Source organism: Kosakonia sp. 1610, from assembly GCF_050435845.1.
Lineage (GTDB): Bacteria > Pseudomonadota > Gammaproteobacteria > Enterobacterales > Enterobacteriaceae > Kosakonia > Kosakonia cowanii.
This window is the reverse complement of record NZ_JBNDKZ010000002.1, coordinates 437,086-455,066: the sequence shown is the minus strand read 5'-3', so window position 1 is coordinate 455,066 and position 17,981 is coordinate 437,086. Positions and strand designations below refer to the sequence as shown.

General features: G+C 55.8%; 11 protein-coding genes and 5 pseudogenes. 5 read left to right on the top strand and 11 right to left on the bottom strand.

Features of this window, described 5'->3' with window-relative positions:
- Positions 1-157: 157 nt before the first annotated feature.
- From ABIC80_RS10110 to ABIC80_RS10100, 3 pseudogenes are all read right to left on the bottom strand, one after another.
- A pseudogene (locus ABIC80_RS10110) lies at positions 158-378 on the bottom strand (DNA-binding transcriptional regulator).
- 76 nt (positions 379-454) lie between these two features.
- A pseudogene (locus ABIC80_RS10105) lies at positions 455-1,623 on the bottom strand (phage late control D family protein).
- Positions 1,620-1,991, bottom strand: a pseudogene (locus ABIC80_RS10100) (phage tail protein); the annotation flags it as partial. The pseudogenes ABIC80_RS10100 and ABIC80_RS10105, both read right to left, overlap by 4 nt.
- Between ABIC80_RS10100 and ABIC80_RS10095 the strand changes: the two are divergent.
- Positions 1,973-2,683 (top strand): annotated as a pseudogene (locus ABIC80_RS10095) (phage portal protein); the annotation flags it as partial. The pseudogenes ABIC80_RS10100 and ABIC80_RS10095 overlap by 19 nt on opposite strands.
- Positions 2,684-3,079: 396 nt before the next feature.
- Here ABIC80_RS10095 and ABIC80_RS10090 read toward each other — a convergent pair.
- From ABIC80_RS10090 to kdpF, 8 genes and pseudogenes are all read right to left on the bottom strand, one after another.
- Positions 3,080-4,687: a protein kinase family protein gene (locus ABIC80_RS10090; protein ID WP_429176918.1), complete on the bottom strand. Its 1,608-nt coding sequence runs from the start codon at positions 4,685-4,687 to the stop codon at positions 3,080-3,082.
- Between the two features lie 408 nt (positions 4,688-5,095).
- A pseudogene (locus tag ABIC80_RS10085) lies at positions 5,096-5,747 on the bottom strand (replication endonuclease); the annotation flags it as partial.
- A gap of 139 nt (positions 5,748-5,886) precedes the next feature.
- Entirely contained in the window at positions 5,887-6,564 is a 678-nt protein-coding gene (gene kdpE, locus ABIC80_RS10080; protein ID WP_094420469.1) for a two-component system response regulator KdpE, read from the bottom strand.
- Positions 6,561-9,248, bottom strand: a complete 2,688-nt coding sequence (kdpD, locus tag ABIC80_RS10075; protein ID WP_429176916.1) for a two-component system sensor histidine kinase KdpD — start codon at positions 9,246-9,248, stop codon at positions 6,561-6,563. The genes kdpE and kdpD overlap by 4 nt, the downstream gene beginning before the upstream one ends.
- Positions 9,249-9,251: 3 nt before the next feature.
- Positions 9,252-9,827 carry a potassium-transporting ATPase subunit KdpC gene (kdpC, locus tag ABIC80_RS10070; protein ID WP_429176913.1) on the bottom strand — a complete coding sequence of 192 codons (576 nt, stop codon included), beginning with the start codon at positions 9,825-9,827 and terminating at the stop codon, positions 9,252-9,254.
- Between the two features lie 12 nt (positions 9,828-9,839).
- Complete coding sequence (kdpB, locus tag ABIC80_RS10065) at positions 9,840-11,888, bottom strand: potassium-transporting ATPase subunit KdpB (RefSeq protein WP_139568543.1); 2,049 nt, start codon at positions 11,886-11,888, stop codon at positions 9,840-9,842.
- Between the two features lie 20 nt (positions 11,889-11,908).
- Complete coding sequence (gene kdpA / locus ABIC80_RS10060; protein WP_288883674.1) at positions 11,909-13,585, bottom strand: potassium-transporting ATPase subunit KdpA; 1,677 nt, start codon at positions 13,583-13,585, stop codon at positions 11,909-11,911.
- Complete coding sequence (gene kdpF / locus ABIC80_RS10055; RefSeq protein WP_042713160.1) at positions 13,585-13,674, bottom strand: K(+)-transporting ATPase subunit F; 90 nt, start codon at positions 13,672-13,674, stop codon at positions 13,585-13,587. The genes kdpA and kdpF overlap by 1 nt, the downstream gene beginning before the upstream one ends.
- 872 nt (positions 13,675-14,546) lie before the next feature.
- Between kdpF and ABIC80_RS10050 the strand changes: the two genes are divergently transcribed.
- From ABIC80_RS10050 to ABIC80_RS10035, 4 genes are all read left to right on the top strand, one after another.
- Positions 14,547-14,753, top strand: a complete 207-nt coding sequence (locus ABIC80_RS10050; RefSeq protein ID WP_054803727.1) for a YbfA family protein — start codon at positions 14,547-14,549, stop codon at positions 14,751-14,753.
- Positions 14,754-14,855: 102 nt separating this feature from the next.
- A complete protein-coding gene (locus ABIC80_RS10045) occupies positions 14,856-15,809 on the top strand; it encodes a YbgA family protein (protein ID WP_034811748.1) in 954 nt (317 codons plus the stop codon).
- Between the two features lie 7 nt (positions 15,810-15,816).
- Positions 15,817-17,229, top strand: coding sequence for a deoxyribodipyrimidine photo-lyase (gene phrB / locus ABIC80_RS10040; RefSeq protein ID WP_200581441.1), 1,413 nt, complete (start codon positions 15,817-15,819; stop codon positions 17,227-17,229).
- 8 nt (positions 17,230-17,237) lie between these two features.
- Positions 17,238-17,981: a type 2 GTP cyclohydrolase I gene (locus tag ABIC80_RS10035; RefSeq protein WP_429176910.1), complete on the top strand. Its 744-nt coding sequence runs from the start codon at positions 17,238-17,240 to the stop codon at positions 17,979-17,981.

The following is a 17,981-nucleotide window of genomic DNA, read 5'->3' as shown; positions in this document are numbered from 1 at the left end:
ATTATACTTGTTAAATTAGCAAGATATTTATCATCAATTGCTCCTTGTTTAACTGTAACAAATAGCAGGGTTTTATTCATAATAATGCAATTACTGACACATATTAGTCGCCTATTGTAAAACAATAAAGCCCCGTGTTTACGGGGCTTTATTTTGGTCACGTCCAAGTGATTTGTTGCTGGCCTGACTGCGTCGGATGCGGTGCCGCTGGTGCTACAACCCCGGCGATACGATAAAGCGCTCGACCGCCTCAGTGGTCACAAACGTCGCGCTGCAGTTGATGTTTGTGCACTGGTGATATCGCTCTTTGGTCGTGTCAGTAAAATAGCGACTTGTGCGGGCGTGAGCGGCAAAATGGCATTTTGGACAGTGAAACATGGCGAGCACCTCATTTAATTTCCGATGCGCTAGTTTTACTCAATTTATCCTTACATAATAAATAATTAAATATAAATCACTGCGCTAATTCTTCGCTTTCGTACTCCACATCCGAAACCCTAACCTCAAGCTCTAAGCCCGTCATGTAGCCGTTCCCGTTGAGGTTATGCACCACCCGGCTGATTATCCACGCCTGATCGTCTATGACGCGCTTAAACCCTTTCACCGCGATTGGTGTTTCAGGAAATAAATCTGCCCGGCCAATCGCCAGCGAGATTGAAAACTCCGCGACACCTCACTGCAGCTTGTCCCACTTCGCCTGAGCGGCGCGCATGGCCTGCGCCTTTGTCGCGTAAATGGTTGTCAGCTCCAGCACGTTGTCAGCCTCACCGGCCATATACTCATCCTCGCGCGCTTCCTGCTCTTTTTTGGCTTTGACCTTTGCCGGGGCTTTGGTCGCTTCCGGGTGCTGCAGCGCGCGGAGGTGTTTCTCTTTGGGCTTACGTCTGAGCTTCACCTTCTGATTTGCGGCTTCGGGTCTTTAGTGTGCAGCCATTTCGCCGTAACGCCGGTGTAGGCTTCCCGGTCAGCAATGGCAAACTGATGACGATCGCCGTCGCCGCGCTCAAGCGTCATCTGCGGAATGGGCTTCCCGCTGGCCGTCTTGCCGCTTCCGGCTTTCAGAAATAGCAGTCTCCCCGCTTTGACCGAGACCGCCGCACCGTTCCGGTCAGCCAGGCGGGACAGAAACACCGCGTCAGATTCCTGCGACTGGTCAATGTGAGGCACGGCGACGGCTTTGAGCGTGTCGGCCACGCTGGCCGTCAGTTTATTGCGTGCCGCAATCGTCTCCACAATTTGCCCGAGCGTGGTGTCATGCCATGACTGTTCCCGGCGAGAGTTCAGCGACCCGCGAAAATCGGCGCTGCGCCCCCGGATGGTCAGCGTATCAGGTGCGCCTCTGTGCTCGATTTCGTCGACCGTGAACATCCCTTTTTTTATCAGCGCGGAATCCTGCCAGCCTAACCACAGCGTCAACGTTGCGCCGCGCGGTGGCATTGCTATCTGGCCGTCAGTGTCATCGAGCTCGATATCGAGCTGGTCGGCCTCGAATCCGCGATTGTCGGTTATGGTCAGACTGATAAGGCGGTCACTAAAATCCTGCGTGATATCTTCGTTATCCAGCTTGAGCATAAACGCCGGGGCTATTTTCGCCCCGGCCTGAATATCCATTCCCGTAATCATCCTGCCAGCCCTCCCAGCCAGTCACCGGCAGACGTGACCAGATTGTAGGCCTGCGTTTTCAGGTCGCCATAAATGGCCGCCAGCGATTTATCGACCCGCTTAAGCGAAAGGCTAAACTCGATTTTTCTCGCCGCCCCGTCGCTGAATAACTCGGTGGGCGTGTGCGTCACTTTGCCGATGACATACATGCCGTGGATCATGCCCGTTCCGTTAATCAGCAGCCACGCTCGCCCCTCGTCTGCCATCAGCTCGATGGCGGTCAGCGAAAGACGCCCGCCGGTAATTTCGGGATAGAGAACACCAGACAGCGTGCGCGTGGTTTCCCCTTCCCCGAGATACTGGTAAGCCGGTGGCTTGCCGCGGCTATCTCGAAAAGCGCATGAGCGTGACCGGCCAGCTCATGAAGCTGGAAACCTCACCGGCCAAATACACCCGCCGTGGTGTCGAGGATGGCGTTTACTGGTACGTGTCGAGCTTTACCCACCCGCACCAGTTCGCCCCCGGTTCGGTGTTTCATCTGCTTGAGCCCGATATCAATCAGGAGCTCTACGGGATGCCGGAATACCTGAGCGCGCTCAATTCCGCCTGGCTGAATGAATCCGCCACGCTGTTTCGTCGAAAGTATTACCAGAACGGCGCGCACGCGGGCTACATCATGTACGTGACCGACGCGGCGCAAAGCAGCACTGACGTTGAGGCGCTGCGCTCCGCGATGCGTGACTCGAAAGGGCTCGGGAATTTTAAAAACCTGTTTTTCTACGCACCGAACGGGAAACCGGATGGCATTAAGATCGTGCCGCTGAGTGAAGTCGCCACGAAGGATGATTTTTTTAACATCAAGAAGGTGAGCGCCGCTGACCTGCTCGATGCACACCGCGTGTCGTTTCAGCTCATGGGCGGCAAGCCTGAAAATATCGGCTCGATGGGGGATATCGAGAAGGTGGCGCGGGTATTTGTCCGTAACGAGCTGACGCCGCTGCAGGAGCGTTTCAAAGAGATAAACGACTGGCTCGGAATGGAGGTGATCCGCTTTAAGGATTACAACATCAATACCGAGTAGCCCCACCTAAAATGCCGCCTGCGGGCGGCACATCCTCAGACCTCACCAGACGCCGCACACGCCACGCAACCCGACACCGCCCACGATTCATCCTCACCGCTCAGCGCGCCGCCAAGACGCGCACAGACGCGCAAAATAAATCCTGTCACCACGTCTGGCGCGCAGTGCTATCCCTGCCTCGCCTGCCTGCTTGATGGAGCGGTTTTGATGCAGCAGCATAATCACGCCTGGCCCCCACCAGCTATGGAAGCATTTTTGCAGATAAGGCATACCGAGCGCATGCAAAATCATGCATGCATATGCATGCATTCCCGAAAATTGAAGCGTCACGGTAAAATGCAATAAAATAACCGGACGCAAGGTACCGGTTTAAATTTAAACTTTTAAGGATTTTGATTATAATGCGTCACGGATCCACGATTCATAATAGCGTCTAATTTTATTTAGATAAGAATCGACATCACAAATTGTCAAACCACTAGGATTTATCACACTTGCTGCAATCAAATCTGTTGCCACCGATCGGTCATTCATATGTGATGATGGCGTACCAGTTGGGACGACTAAAAAAGCATCTCTTTTGATAAATCGGTATGTATCTTTAAACTCATCACGATTTACCGCGTACGTTTCTCCTTCAATTCTAACATACTGGTTCCTAACATCGTCTGGATCGAGGTAATGTCCACGCCACTCTATGGCGTAATCCACCTTAGAAGTTGTATTGCCTCGAGTTTTATACTTAGAAAGATCACCTATATCAGAATATTCAAATTGTGGCATGCCGTGAGTTAAAACTATAAAGAAATTTTTATACGGATAGTTCCTATCATTATAGGCATAAATTTCATCAATAGTAATTTGATGTGCAAAAACGCCGTACATGACATTGTAGAGACGACCGCTTTTAAGGATTGCCCCATGATAATTAAGATCACCACCAGTAGAATCTATCATCCAAAGATGATCTTTTCTTTCTTCATCCATGATAAGAGCGTTAACATTCGATAAGAACTGGCTTATATCATTTTCGATTGAAATTTTAGCCAATCTATTTATATGAGGTATGCTGCGGACTATAGCATCATCTAGGTCATGTAAAAAAAGCCAACGTTCTGAATCTCTTTTCGACTGCTCACGCCATTTTTCTTGATTTTTAAATGATTCGGATTCAGTGTCAAAGAATATTTTAATGTCCTCCATGCTTGAAAATCGATCACTAGGGTTATGCATTATACATTTATTAATAACTTTATCCAGAATTGTTAAGAACTCTGACTCATTGCGAAATAGTAAAGGTGCCCGACCGGGTCCTTTGCTAACATCTCCTGTACCAAAGTACTGGAGCAATTGTCCGAAAGAGTAAATATCACTAGATTTTGTTACTTCATAAGTATTTGACGATTGCTCAGGTGCTGAGAATTTGAAGTTTGCCAACCTTTCGCCATCTTGTGTTCTTGAAAACCGCGCAAAGACATCATCGTCAAATTTGGATATGCCGAAATCACCAATAACATATGTATCATTAATCTCATCAACAAACACATTCTCTGGCTTAAGGTCTCTATGAATGATCTCATGATGATGAATGAACCTAATCCCATTATAAAGGGCCGTAAAAAATTTATGCATTGAGTCATAGTACGTTTCAACTGACTCTTGATTTGCATAATCTTTTTTCACACTCCTTGCATAACGCTTCATAATAATGACATAATAATCAATCTCAGCAACTTTAATTTTGTCTAGGTGATAATATTTGACCACGTTTTTATGAGTAGGCATTTGTGCAACGCAAAAATACTCATCTTTGAATCTTGTTATTTTACTATCGTCACTGTCTTGCTTTAAAAACTTAATCGCAAATTCGTGCTTTAAATGAGAATAGAGAAAAACATTACTATTCCCACCTTCACCAATTACCCCTTTGTAATCAAAACGGCCAACATTGGTATCTATAAAACTAACTGTTTTTAGTTGCTTCGGTAAACTTTGTGTAGTCATTGAAAAAATCCATCAATTATTAGAAATATGATAAATAGAGAACAATCTCAATTTAAATATACAACACAAAATATCCATGAGCAAACAAAGAGTTATAGGAAAACACGCAAGAAATAAGTTAGCATGGTAATCACTAAAATTCATTTTGATCACTAATAGTGATCATGCGAACTTAAATTATGAGCCTCTACATTATCTCAAAAAGAAACTATTAGTTTTCATTTGCTTTTTCAAGGTTATGCTTCTTGAGGGCATTACAAATATAACTAATTAGTAATAATTAAAATTCTATGAATCGCCTTCAAAGAGTTTTTCTTAGACTCCATGGGTCTCCCGAGCCTTTGTTACCCATATTGCTAAAATATATTACCTTTTAACTCAACTCTGAGCCTTTTCCTAACTCCTATATCACTCAAACAAATAAATACTGTTATCAATCGGATTTAGCATCATATCTGCATACATCAAAGGATGTAGGCTCCATGACTTGAGCCGTGTTTTCAGTAAGCTTTCCACAGTTATTGACAGGACTCCGAGGCGCGGAAATGCCACTTTTTAAAGTCAAAGGCTCAACGGCCAAAAGCTTTGGAACGATCCGCCATTCGGCTGTCCGGGTAACACGTACCATCTCAGAGCCCAAGTGTGGAGCGTAGATGCCCACGACTCTCTCTCTATCCTCTTCGTAGGCGTTGACCTCATCTGTCACGTTACGAGCCACACGGACGGTCTGGTTATCGCGTGGAACATTTGCCCCAGCCTGCGCTGCGATATACAGGTCAAATTCACCTTCATCCGCTGCAACTCTGGTCGCTTCAACACGCTCATCGAATTCATCAGCAATGCTCACACCGCGAGGCAGTTTGCGCAGCTCGCGATATGCGCCCATCGTTGGCAGGCCAATAGATTTGAATTGCGGGATGCGCCACGTAGACGCCCATGCGGTTACAGCTGCTGCGGTATAGGTTAGAGGCTTGCCGGTGTCATGATCGACCTGACCATCGAGCGCGTAACCATCGATATTCTTCGCGATGTATTTTGCAAAGTAACCGGCTGGCCATCCGGCAATCAAACAGTGCGGAATACGTAACCCGTAGGCCGGATAAGCGCAGCACCATCCGGCGATCAAACGGTACGGAACACCTAACCCGCAGGCCGGATAAGCGCAGCGCCATCCGGCAATCAGCCGTGCAGATCACGCCTCACAACATAAACCGGTACCCGATCCCGGTCTCGGTCAACAGATGACGCGGGCGCGCCGGATCGCTCTCCAGCTTCTGGCGCAAATGCCCCATATAAATTCGCAGATAGTGGCTGTGCTCAACGGCATTTGGCCCCCATACCTGGCTTAACAACTGCCGCTGGGTCAGCACTTTGCCGTGGTTATTGAGCAGCACCGCCAGCAGGCGAAACTCAATCGGCGTCAGGTGGATCTCCTCATCGCCGCGCTGGATGCGGCGGCTGGCGAGATCAACGCGGATATCGCCAAAGGTGATCACCGGTTCGCCCGGCGTGCTGGCGGCATGGCGGCGCAGCGCGACACGCAACCGTGCCTGCAACTCACCAATGCCGAAAGGTTTACTGAGGTAATCATCGGCGCCAGCATCCAGCGCGGCGATCTTGTCGCTCTCTTCGATGCGTGCCGACAGAACAATAATCGGCATCTGGCTCCACTGGCGCACATCGCGGATAAAATCGAGACCGTCACCGTCCGGCAAACCGAGGTCGAGGATCGCCAGATCCGGCTTGCGCGTTGCCGCTTCAATTAACCCGCGCTGCAGCGTCTCCGCTTCGTGCACGCGCAGCCCCTCAGCCTCCAGCGCGGTGCGCAGAAAGCGGCGGATGGCCTGTTCATCTTCGACAATCAGAACGTTAATCACAGATCCTCGGGTAATTCATCCAGTTGCGGGGGCGTTTCCCGCGCGAGTGTAACATAAAAGCGCGCGCCTCCCTGCGGACGGTTTTGCGCGTCGATGGTGCCGCCATGTACCTCGACAATCGCCTGGCAAATCGCCAGCCCCAGGCCAACGCCGGGGATGGCCGACTCCTTGGTGCCACGCGCAAATTTTTCAAAAATGGCGTGCTCTTGGCCCGGCGGGATCCCCGGCCCGTTATCCCACACCTCCAGCGTCCAGTCGGTCGGTGTGCTGTGCGATTCAATACCAATCTGCGCGCCGGATCCGGCATATTTCACTGCGTTTTCCAGCAGATTGATCAACACGCGCTCAAACAGCGGGCCATCAACATGCACCAGCATCAGCGGATCGGGCAGCGACAGCGCAATGTGCCGCCCGCCCATCACTGGCTCCAGCGTACGCAGCGCACTGCCGACCACCTCTTCCAGCGTCAGCCACTCACGTTTTAAATTAAAGCCGCCGGACTGGATGCGCGCCATATCCAGCAGATTATTCACCAGCCGGGTGGTGTTAAGCACATGCTGGCGGATCTCGTTGGCCTGCGGAGCATGTTTCGACCCTTCGCTGGCGAGATCCAGCGTAAGGATTTCCGCCTGACCAAACAGCACCGTCAGCGGGGTGCGCAGATCGTGGGAGAGGGCGGCCAGCAGTGAGTTACGCAGGCTCTCGCGCTCGCTGGCAAGCCGCGCCTGCTCTTCGCGCGTCGCCAATGCCTGGCGCTCAAGCGCGTTCGCCACCAGCAGGGTGAAGGTCTCCAGCAGACGCTGCTGCTCGGGGATCATCAGCTGGCGCAGATTCGCTGGCTCGACAATCAGCAAGCCATAGACCGTATCGTCATTTTTCAGCGGCAAAATTTGGTAGGGCACGCCGGGCAGCGTATCGGTGCCTGCGCCCGCAGGCTGTCCCTTATCAAAACTCCAGCGGGCGATGGCATCATCCCACGGCGTCATGCCCTGGTTTTCCGTTACTGCCGCCAGTTTACCCTCGCTATTCGGCAGCAGCAGTTTGCTGCGCGCCTCAAAGGTGGAGTGAATAAAGGTCTCGCTGGTAGCGGCGATATCCTGATTATTGCGTCCCGCCGCCAGCGCTTTCGACATCTCATAAAGATGACGCGTGCGCCGCTCACGGTAACGCGCCACCCTCGCCTGGTAACGCACGCCAGCGGTGAGGTTACCAATCACCAGCCCGACGGTCAGCATCACGCCGAAGGTGAGCAGATACTGCACATCCGACACCGCCAGCGTGCCGCGCGGTGAGATAAAAAAGAGATCGAAGCTGATGACGTTAATCACCGTGGCGAAGGCCGATGGCCAGCGGCCATAGAACAGCGCCACCAGCACTACGCCCAGCAGGTAGATCATCACCAGGTTGGTAGGCTCAAAGGCCGTCAGCCACTGCAAAGCGATGAAGGTAATCGCCGCGCAAAGCGCCAGCGCGACCGTGCAGCCGGTAAGCTGCACGCGCCAGCGGTCGAAAAAGGGGCGGGAATCTCCGCTGCGCGTCGGCAGCGGCTGGGTGCTCTCTTGCAGGGCGATAATCACCAGATCGAGATCTGGCGCGCGGCGCGCCAGGCGGTCGGCAAAGGATTCGCGGTGCCACCAGCGGCGGTTATCGCGGCGGCCAATCAGGATTTTGCCGAGGTTATGTTCGCGGGCGTAGCGCAGTATCGCCCGATCTTCCGCCGGGTCGGCGAGGGTTGCGGTCTCGGCGCCCAGCTCCTGGGCCAGCCGCAGGGCGCTTAAGATCGCCCGCCGCTGTGACTCCGGTAATTTGTGCAGGGTAGGGGTTTCAACATAGACCGCATGCCATGCGCTACCGAGTTTGGCTGCCAGCCTCGCTGCGGTGCGAATCAGTTTCTCGTTGCCCGCGCCGTGACCGACGCAGAGCAGAATGGCGTCGCGCGTATGCCACACCTTCTCTTCGCCGAGGCGATCGCGCCAGGCACGCATCTGATCATCGACCCGGTCGGCGGTGCGCCGCAGCGCCAGTTCGCGCAGCGCGATCAGATTACCTTTGCGAAAGAAGTGCTCAATGGCGCGCTCTGCCTGGCCGCCAATATAGACTTTGCCCTCGTGCAGCCGCTGGCGCAGATCGTCCGGCGGCAGGTCGACCAGCACAATCTCATCAGCGCTATCAAAAAAGGGATCGGGCACCGTTTCGCGCACCTGAATGCCGGTGACGCCGCTGACCACATCATTCAGGCTCTCCAGATGCTGAACGTTGACGGTGGTAAAAACGTCGATGCCAGCTTCCAGCAGCTCCTCCACATCCTGCCAGCGTTTCGGATGGCGCGAGCCGGGGGCGTTACTGTGCGCCAGCTCATCCATCAAAATCAGTGCCGGACGCCGCGCAAGGGCGGCGTCCAGATCAAACTCATGCACCACGCGCCCGCGATGGGCGATGCGCCGCACGGGTTGCAGAGGCAGGCCCGCCATCAGCGCGGCGGTCTCTTTGCGCCCGTGCGTCTCTACCACGCCCGGCAGCACATCCAGCCCCTGCGCCCGTAGCCGCTGCGCTTCCTGCAACATGGCAAAGGTTTTACCCACCCCGGCGCAGGCACCGAAAAAGATCTTCAGTTTGCCCCGGTGTGCCGTTGCAGCATGCTCCAGCAAGCGGTCGGGATCGGGGCGCAACGGCTCATCACTCATGCGTTATTTATCCTTCAGCGCATCCAGCGCCAGATTAAGTTCAACCACATTCACCACCGGCTGACCGAGGAAGTTAACCAGCGGTGTTTCGGTGTATCTATTAACCAAATCATTGACCGTCTGCACCGATAAGCCGCGCGCTTGCGCCACGCGCGGGATTTGCCAGCTGGCCGCCTGCGGTGAAATCTGACCATCCAGCCCGCTGGCGGAGGTGGTTAACAGCTCCACCGGAATCGCTTTGGGTGAGTGCGGGTTTTCCTCGCGCAGCTGCGCCACGCGTTCGGCCACCTGCTTATCCAGCTCCGGGTTGCTGCCCGCCAGATTGCTGCCGCCCGAAGCCATCGGATTATAGGGCGCATCGGCAGTCGCGGAAGGGCGACCGTGAAAATAGCCCGGCGCGGTAAAATCCTGGCCCAGCAGACGGGAGCCGCGCACCGTGTCGCCTTGCTCGATCAGCGAGCCGTTCGCCTGGTCGTGAAACCACCACTGCCCAAGGGCGGTGGTCAGCAGCGGGTAAAGCCCGCCGGTAATAAACGTCAGCAGTATTAAAAGCAGAAAGGCGGGACGTAATAAAGCCATCTTTTTCACTCCTTAAACCAGACCGAACAGCGTGAGCAGCAGATCGATTGCTTTGATGCCGATAAACGGCACCAGCAGACCGCCCAGCCCGTAAATCCACAAGTTGCGGCGCAGCATCGCCGAGGCGGTCAGCGGCTTGTAGCTCACGCCTTTCAGCGCCAGCGGGATGAGGAACACAATCACCAGCGCGTTAAAGATCACCGCACTTAAAATCGCCGAAGAGGGGGAGTGCAGATGCATCACATTCAGCGCATTGAGCTGCGGATAGGTAGCCGCAAACGCCGCAGGGATGATGGCAAAATACTTCGCCACGTCATTGGCGATACTGAAGGTGGTCAGCGATCCGCGCGTCATCAGCATCTGTTTGCCGATATGCACCACCTCAATCAGCTTGGTCGGGTTCGAGTCGAGATCGACCATGTTCCCCGCCTCTTTCGCCGCCTGCGTACCGGAGTTCATTGCCACCGCGACATCCGCCTGCGCCAGCGCCGGGGCATCGTTAGTGCCATCGCCGGTCATCGCCACCAGCCGACCTTCGGCCTGGTATTGACGAATCAGCGCCAGCTTCGCTTCCGGCGTCGCTTCGGCAAGGAAGTCATCCACGCCCGCTTCGGCAGCAATCGCTGCGGCAGTTAAGCGGTTATCGCCGGTGATCATCACCGTTTTGATGCCCATCTTACGCAACTGGGCGAAGCGCTCTTTAATGCCGCCTTTAACGATATCTTTCAGCGCAATCACGCCCAGTACATTAGCCCCTTCCGCCACCACCAGCGGCGTCGCGCCCTGGCGGGCCACATTTTCCACCACCGTCTCAACATCTGCCGGGAAGGTGCCGCCATTGGCCTCGATATGGCGACGAATTGCATCCACTGAGCCTTTGCGGATCATGCGATCCTGCACATTAATCCCGCTCATGCGCGTTTGCGCGGTAAAGGGGACGAAGGTGGCTTGCAGGCTCTGCATATCCCGCTCGCGCAGGTTAAAGCGCTGCTTGGCGAGGATCACAATGCTGCGTCCTTCCGGGGTTTCATCGGCTAAGGAAGAGAGCTGGGCAGCATCGGCCAGCGTCTTCTCATCGACGCCGCGCGCGGGCAGAAAGTCCGACGCCTGGCGGTTGCCGAGGGTGATGGTGCCGGTTTTATCCAGCAGCAGCACATCGACATCGCCCGCCGCTTCGACGGCGCGACCGCTGGTGGCGATCACATTCGCACCCAGCATGCGGCTCATCCCCGCCACGCCAATTGCCGACAGCAGGCCGCCAATGGTTGTCGGGATCAGGCAGACCAGCAGTGCAACCAGCACCGTGACGCTGACCGCCGTGCCGCCGTAAAGGGAGAAGGGCCACAGCGTGGCGGTCGCCAGCAGAAAGACAATAGTCAGCGCCACCAGCAGAATGGTCAGCGCGATCTCGTTAGGCGTTTTGCGGCGCTGGGCACCTTCAACCATGGCGATCATGCGATCGAGAAAGGTCTCGCCTGGGTTAACGCTGCACTGGATCACCAGCCAGTCAGAAAGAATGCGCGTGCCGCCGGTCACGGAGGCAAAGTCGCCGCCGGACTCGCGGATCACCGGCGCGGACTCACCGGTAATGGCGCTCTCATCCACCGACGCGCCGCCCTCGATCACCTCGCCGTCGCAGGGAATAATATCGCCCGCTTCAACCAGCACCACGTCGCCTTTGCGTAGCTCATCTGCCGGAACATGATCCATCGGTGCATCGTGCTGTGGCGCGCGCAGTTTGCGGGCAAAGACCGTCTTTTTCACCCCTTTCAGGCTGTTGGCCTGCGCTTTACTACGCCCCTCCGCCAGCGCTTCGGCGAAGTTGGCAAACAGCACCGTCACCCACAGCCAGAGGCTGATCGCACCGGTAAACCACGCGTTACCGACCAGGTGACCGGTTGCCATAGCGATTGCCAGCAGAGTAGTGAGCAGGCTGCCGATCCAGACGATAAACATCACCGGGTTACGCCACTGCACCTGCGGGCTTAATTTGGTTAAGGAACCCATCAGCGCCTGGCGAACAAGGTTCGCGTCAAACAGGGCCAGTTGTTTGCGACTCATAATAGTGGTCTCCGCCAGACTCAAAACTGAAGGTATTCCGCCACCGGACCAAGGGCCAGGGCAGGAATAAAGGTCAATGCGCCAACCAGCAGCACGGTGCCGATCAGCAGGCCGATAAAGAGCGGGCCGTGGGTCGGCAGGGTGCCGGAGCTGGTGGGCTGGATCTTTTTACTCACCAGCGAGCCAGCAATCGCCAGCACCGGCACAATTACGCCGAAGCGGCCGACAAACATGCAGAAGGCGAGCAGACAGTTCCAGAAAGGCGTGTTGGCGCTCAGGCCACCAAAGGCGCTGCCGTTGTTGTTGGCGGCGGAGGAGACGGCGTACAACACTTCACTGAAGCCATGAATGCCGGGGTTGAACATGCCGCTGCGTCCGGCGTCGGTCATCATCGCCAGCGCCGTGCCGATCAGCACCAGCGCCGGGGTGACAAGGATCGCCAGCGCGGTCATCTTCATTTCGCGGACATCAATTTTTTTACCGAGGAACTCCGGCGTGCGGCCAATCATCAGCCCGGCAATAAACACCGCCAGCAGGACAAACAGCAGCATGCCGTAGAGACCGGAGCCGACGCCGCCAAACACCACTTCGCCAATCTGCATTAACCACATCGGGATCATGCCGCCGAGTGCGGTAAAGGAGTCATGCATGGCGTTGACCGCACCGCAGGAAGCGGCGGTGGTGACCACGGCATAGAGGCTGCTGGCGAGAATGCCGAAGCGGCTCTCTTTACCTTCCATGTTGATGGTGCTGTCGCCGCCGAGCGTCAGGAAGTGCGGGTTACCTAGCCACTCGGCCCGCATCACAATTGCCACACAAACGACAAAGATTATCGACATCGCCCACAGCAGCATCTGCCCCTGACGGCGGTCGCTCACCGCTTCACCAAAGGCGAAACAGAGCGCGGCAGGGATCAGGAAGATCGCCAGCATCTGCACAAAGTTGGTCAGCGCGGTAGGGTTTTCGAACGGATGGGAGGAGTTGGCGTTAAAGAAACCGCCGCCGTTGGTGCCCAGCATTTTAATCGCTTCCTGCGAGGCGACCGGACCCATCGGCATCAGGTGCTGAACCCCTTCAAGGGAGGTGTAGGGCTGGTAGGGGAGCAGGTTTTGCAGCGTCCCTTGCTGGATGAAAAAGAGGGCGATCAGCAGCGCCAGCGGCAGCAGTACCCAGAGCGTAATGCGCGTCAGATCGACCCACGCGTTGCCCAGCGTCTCCATGCTGCGGCGGGCGAAGGCGCGGATCAGCGCAAACACCACCGCGATGCCGGTGGCGGCAGAGAGGAAGTTCTGCACCGTCAGGCCGACCATCTGGCTAAAGTAACTCAGCGTGCTTTCACCGGCGTAGGATTGCCAGTTGGTATTGCTGACAAAGCTGACGGCGGTGTTAAGCGCTAGGTGCCAGGAGAGGCCAGGCAGGTTCTGCGGGTTCAGCGGCAGGATGCCTTGCAGCATCAGCATGGCAAACAGCAGGGCGAGGCCCAGCAGGTTAAGCCACAGGATCGCCAACAGATAGTGTCGCCAGCTCATTTCACGGGTGTCGATACCCAACCCGCGCCAGAGCAGGTTTTCCACCACGCCAACGCCCGGCAACGGCTGCCCGGCAATCAGCTTCGCCAGCAGCGATCCAAGCGGGCGCGCCAGCAGGAACAGCACCAGCAAAAAGCCGGCAACCAGAAGAAACGCTTGAGCGGCCATTAAAATGCCTCCGCGTTTATCAGGGCGTAAATCAGATAGCCCAATAACAGGAAAACCAGCACGATGCCGATTAGCACGCCTGCACTCACAGTTCACCTCCGGGGTGATTTAAGGATGTGCAGAGAGGCTAATTTTTCAGGCGCAAAGATTTCGCAAAAATCGGCGGGCAGGGTGTAAAAAAAGTATAAAAATGCCGAACAAATAAGCAGTTTTTGCCGTTGTAGGCCTGATAAGCGCAGCGCCATCAGGCAATGAGACTGGCATATGGCATTGGTAGAAGGGTTCCGTTCACCATACGTGGCGGAGTTTCATTGACCTCTTATGCGGTGAACGGGACAAGGGGGGGACCGCTCCCCCCTTGTCAATCCCCGCGGCCCCGCGAGGAAATCGGTGCTGCGCACTGCGCTCACCTCCCGCGTGTCTGACTGCGGCCGGCTCGACTCGACATCCTGTCTCGGTTCGCCTCTGTCCGCCATCCATGGCGTCCAGACCTTGTCATTCCCGCTTCGGTTCGCCGATTTCAGCGGGGGTCAACACCGCCGCTGTGATACCGCAGGTAAAAGCCAAAACGGTGTCGCTGGAACTGCGTTTTGGTAGGCCGGATAAGGCGAAGCCGCCATCCGGCAATTGGTGCCGCTGATAAAATGCCGGATGGCGCTGGCGCTTATCCGGCCTACAAGGTTCCAGTTGTTCCAGCGGCTCCGTTTCGCAAATGCAACATTCAAAACCATTATTTAACCGATGGTTATTATTAATTTAACCGTTTTGTAACTTATTTACGGATTGCAGGTAAATAAATGCGAATCGGATAAAAATAGTGGTCGGATGAGTAGTAAAATTACCAACAAACCGGTATTATTTTGAGCAGATTTCAGTCTCGCAGCGTTTTTTCGTTACTCACTTACCGCTGCGGTAACTTTTTTCCGGTGACCGATACCGGCCTGACAAAGGGGAGAGATTTATGAACACATACAAAATGTTTCCAGCGCACATTGTGCTGATGCGTCGTGCTTTCGCCGTTGCGGCGGGCCTGCTGGCACTGCCGGTGATGTTGTTCTGGAAGGATCGCGCACGGTTCTACAGCTATCTGCACCGCGTCTGGGCGAAGACCAGCGAGAAACCGGTATGGATGGATCAAGCAGAAAAAGCAACCTGCGACTTTTATTAATCGGGCTACACACAGCAACCCGATCGCGCCACCGCACTTGCGGTGGCTTTTTTTTACCTGCGGCCTTTGACTACAATGATTATGTCTAATCAAGGAGTCGCTATGAGTGAGAAAATCCCTGTCGGCATCAGTGCCTGTTTATTAGGGGAACAAGTCCGTTTTGACGGCGGCCATAAGCGGCTTGCCTTCGCAGTTGAAGAGCTATCACCGTGGATGCGTTTTGAGCCAGTCTGCCCGGAGATGGCCATTGGCCTGCCGGTGCCACGTCCGGCGCTGCGGTTGGTCAAAGAGGAGAGCGGAGTTTCGCTGCGCTTTAGCGACAAGCGGGAAGGAGATTTAACCGAGCAGATGGCGCACTTCTCCCGCGAGCGCGTCAGCCGTCTCGACCATTTGTGCGGCTACATCGTCTGCGCCAAATCCCCCTCCTGCGGCATGGAGCGGGTGCGCGTATACGACGCGGATGGCAAAAACAATCGTAAAGCCGGGCGCGGCATCTTTACCGACATTCTGATGGAGACCCATCCGTGGCTGCCGGTGGAGGAGGATGGTCGCCTGCACGATCCCCATATCCGCGAGAACTTTGTTGAGCGTATTTACGCCCTGCATGAACTTAACAGCGTGCGCGAGCGCGGCCTGACGCGCGGGGAGCTAATCGCCTACCACAGCCGCTACAAGCTGTTGCTGCTGGCGCACTCTCAGCCGAAGTATCGCGAGCTGGGGCGCTTTGTCGCCGCCATCCATGAGTGGGCCTCTCTCGACGAGTGGTTTGTGGAGTATCGCCAGCGTCTGATGGATCTGCTCTCACACCAGGCAACTCGCCGCAACCACACCAACGTGCTGATGCATGTGCAGGGCTACTTCCGCAAGCAGCTCAATGCCCGCCAGCGTGAAGAGCTGTCGAAGCTGATCGACAGCTACCGCCAGGGCATTCAGCCGCTACTGGCACCCGTTACCTTACTAAAACACTATATGGCTGAGTTCCCGGACGCTTACCTCTCCGGACAGCGCTATTTTGACCCCTGGCCGGAAGCGCTGCGCTTACGTTACGGACATTAGGAGCATTATGACCACCCATCTGGTCTGGTTTCGCACGGATTTGCGCGTGCACGATAACCTCGCGCTGGCGGCGGCCTGCCGCAGCGCGAACGCAACAGTAAAAGCCCTCTTTATCGCCACGCCGAAACAGTGGCAGCAGCACCTGATGGCACCGCGTCAGGCTGCGCTGATTGAGTCCCATCTCAATGCGCTGCAACAGGCGCTCGCCGAGCGCGGCATTGAACTTATCTACCGCGAAGTGGATGACTTTGCCGCCAGCGTGCAGGCAGTCACTGAGGTCTGCGAGCAGGAGCAGGTCAGCCACCTTTTTTATAACTATCAATACGAGCTTAATGAGCGCCAGCGCGATGCGGCGGTGGAGAAGGCGCTGCCCAACGTCGCCTGCCAGGGGTTCGATGACAGCGTGATGCTGGCACCGGGCAGCGTAATGACCGGCAATCGTGAGATGTTTAAGGTCTTCACCCCCTTTAAAAACGCCTTTTTGCGCCGTTTAAAAGAGGATCTGCCGGAGTGCGTCGCTGCGCCGCAGCCGCGCGAAGGCGGGGCGATCAAGGTAGAACCGCTGTCGCTCAACTACCCACAACAGCCCTTTGACGAAAAACTCTTCCCGCCGGATGAGAAGCAGGCCATCGCCCGCTTGCGCCACTTCTGCCAGCACCAGGTGGCAGAGTATGAGCAGCAGCGCGACTTCCCGGCAATTGAGGGCACCAGCCGTCTCTCGGCAAGCCTCGCCATCGGCGCGCTCTCGCCGCGCCAGTGTCTGCACCGCTTGCTCGCTGAGCAGCCGGGTGTGCTGGAGGGCGGGCCGGGCGCGGTGTGGCTGAGCGAGCTTATCTGGCGCGAATTTTATCGCCACCTCATCACCTACCATCCGGCGCTGTGCAAGCATCGCCCGTTTATCACGTGGACGGAAAAGGTGCAGTGGCAGGATAACCCACAGCATCTGGAAGCGTGGAAAAAGGGGATGACCGGTTATCCGATTGTCGATGCAGCAATGCGTCAGATGAATGAGACCGGCTGGATGCACAACCGTCTGCGTATGATTACCGCCAGCTTCCTGATCAAAGACCTGCTTATCGACTGGCGGGTAGGAGAGCGCTATTTTATGGCTCAACTGGCGGATGGCGATTACGCGGCGAACAACGGCGGCTGGCAGTGGGCGGCCTCAACCGGCACCGATGCCGCGCCCTACTTCCGTATCTTCAACCCGACCACCCAGGGGGAGCGTTTCGATGCGGACGGCGAGTTTATTCGCCGCTGGCTGCCGGAGCTGAAAACCGTGCCGCCGAAGGCTATCCATCAACCCTGGGTCTGGGCAGATAAGCAGGGCGTTAAGCTCGATTATCCGCGCCCGATTGTCGATCATAAACAGGCGCGAAGCGCCACGCTGGCGGCCTATGAAGCCGCGCGAAAAGGGTAAGAGTGAGCATGAAAAATACCGAACTGGAAAAATTGATTAACGAAAAACTCAACAGTGCGGCGTTCAGCGATTATGGCCCGAATGGCCTGCAGGTTGAGGGGCGAGAAGAGATCCGCAAAATCGTCACCGGCGTCACCGCAAGCCAGGCACTGCTGGATGAGGCTGTGCGGCTGGGGGCCGATGCGGTGATCGTGCATCACGGTTACTTCTGGAAAAACGAAGCGCCGATCATTCGCGGTATGAAGCGCAACCGCCTGAAAACCCTGCTGGCGAACGATATCAACCTCTACGGCTGGCATCTGCCCCTAGACGCCCATCCGGAATTGGGTAACAACGTGCAGCTTGCTGCACTGCTTGGCATCACGGTGCAGGGGGAGATTGAACCGCTGGTGCCGTGGGGTGAGCTGTCGATGCCGGTTCCCGGTCTCGAACTGGCATCGTGGATCGAAGCGCGTCTCGGGCGTAAACCGCTGTGGTGCGGCGATACCGGGCCTGCCACCATCAAGCGCGTTGCGTGGTGCACCGGCGGCGGTCAGGGCTTTATTGATAAAGCTGCGGCCTTCGGTGTCGATGCCTTTATCACTGGCGAAGTATCGGAGCAGACCATTCACTCCGCGCGCGAGCAGGGTCTGCACTTCTTCGCGGCCGGGCACCACGCCACCGAGCGTGGTGGCATACGCGCCCTCGGCGAGTGGCTGACCGCCAACACCGATCTGGACGTGACCTTTATCGATATCCCTAACCCGGCGTAA

Excerpts from the sequence above, each read along its gene's own strand:
- ABIC80_RS10050 (WP_054803727.1), top strand. The coding sequence starts at position 14,547 with ATGAACACATACAAAATGTTTCCAGCGCACATTGTGCTGATGCGTCGT.
- phrB (WP_200581441.1), top strand. The coding sequence starts at position 15,817 with ATGACCACCCATCTGGTCTGGTTTCGCACGGATTTGCGCGTGCACGAT.
- ABIC80_RS10045 (WP_034811748.1), top strand. The coding sequence starts at position 14,856 with ATGAGTGAGAAAATCCCTGTCGGCATCAGTGCCTGTTTATTAGGGGAA.
- kdpA (WP_288883674.1), bottom strand. The coding sequence starts at position 13,585 with ATGGCCGCTCAAGCGTTTCTTCTGGTTGCCGGCTTTTTGCTGGTGCTG.
- kdpD (WP_429176916.1), bottom strand. The coding sequence starts at position 9,248 with ATGAGTGATGAGCCGTTGCGCCCCGATCCCGACCGCTTGCTGGAGCAT.
- kdpB (WP_139568543.1), bottom strand. The coding sequence starts at position 11,888 with ATGAGTCGCAAACAACTGGCCCTGTTTGACGCGAACCTTGTTCGCCAG.
- ABIC80_RS10035 (WP_429176910.1), top strand. The coding sequence starts at position 17,238 with ATGAAAAATACCGAACTGGAAAAATTGATTAACGAAAAACTCAACAGT.
- ABIC80_RS10090 (WP_429176918.1), bottom strand. The coding sequence starts at position 4,687 with ATGACTACACAAAGTTTACCGAAGCAACTAAAAACAGTTAGTTTTATA.
- kdpC (WP_429176913.1), bottom strand. The coding sequence starts at position 9,827 with ATGGCTTTATTACGTCCCGCCTTTCTGCTTTTAATACTGCTGACGTTT.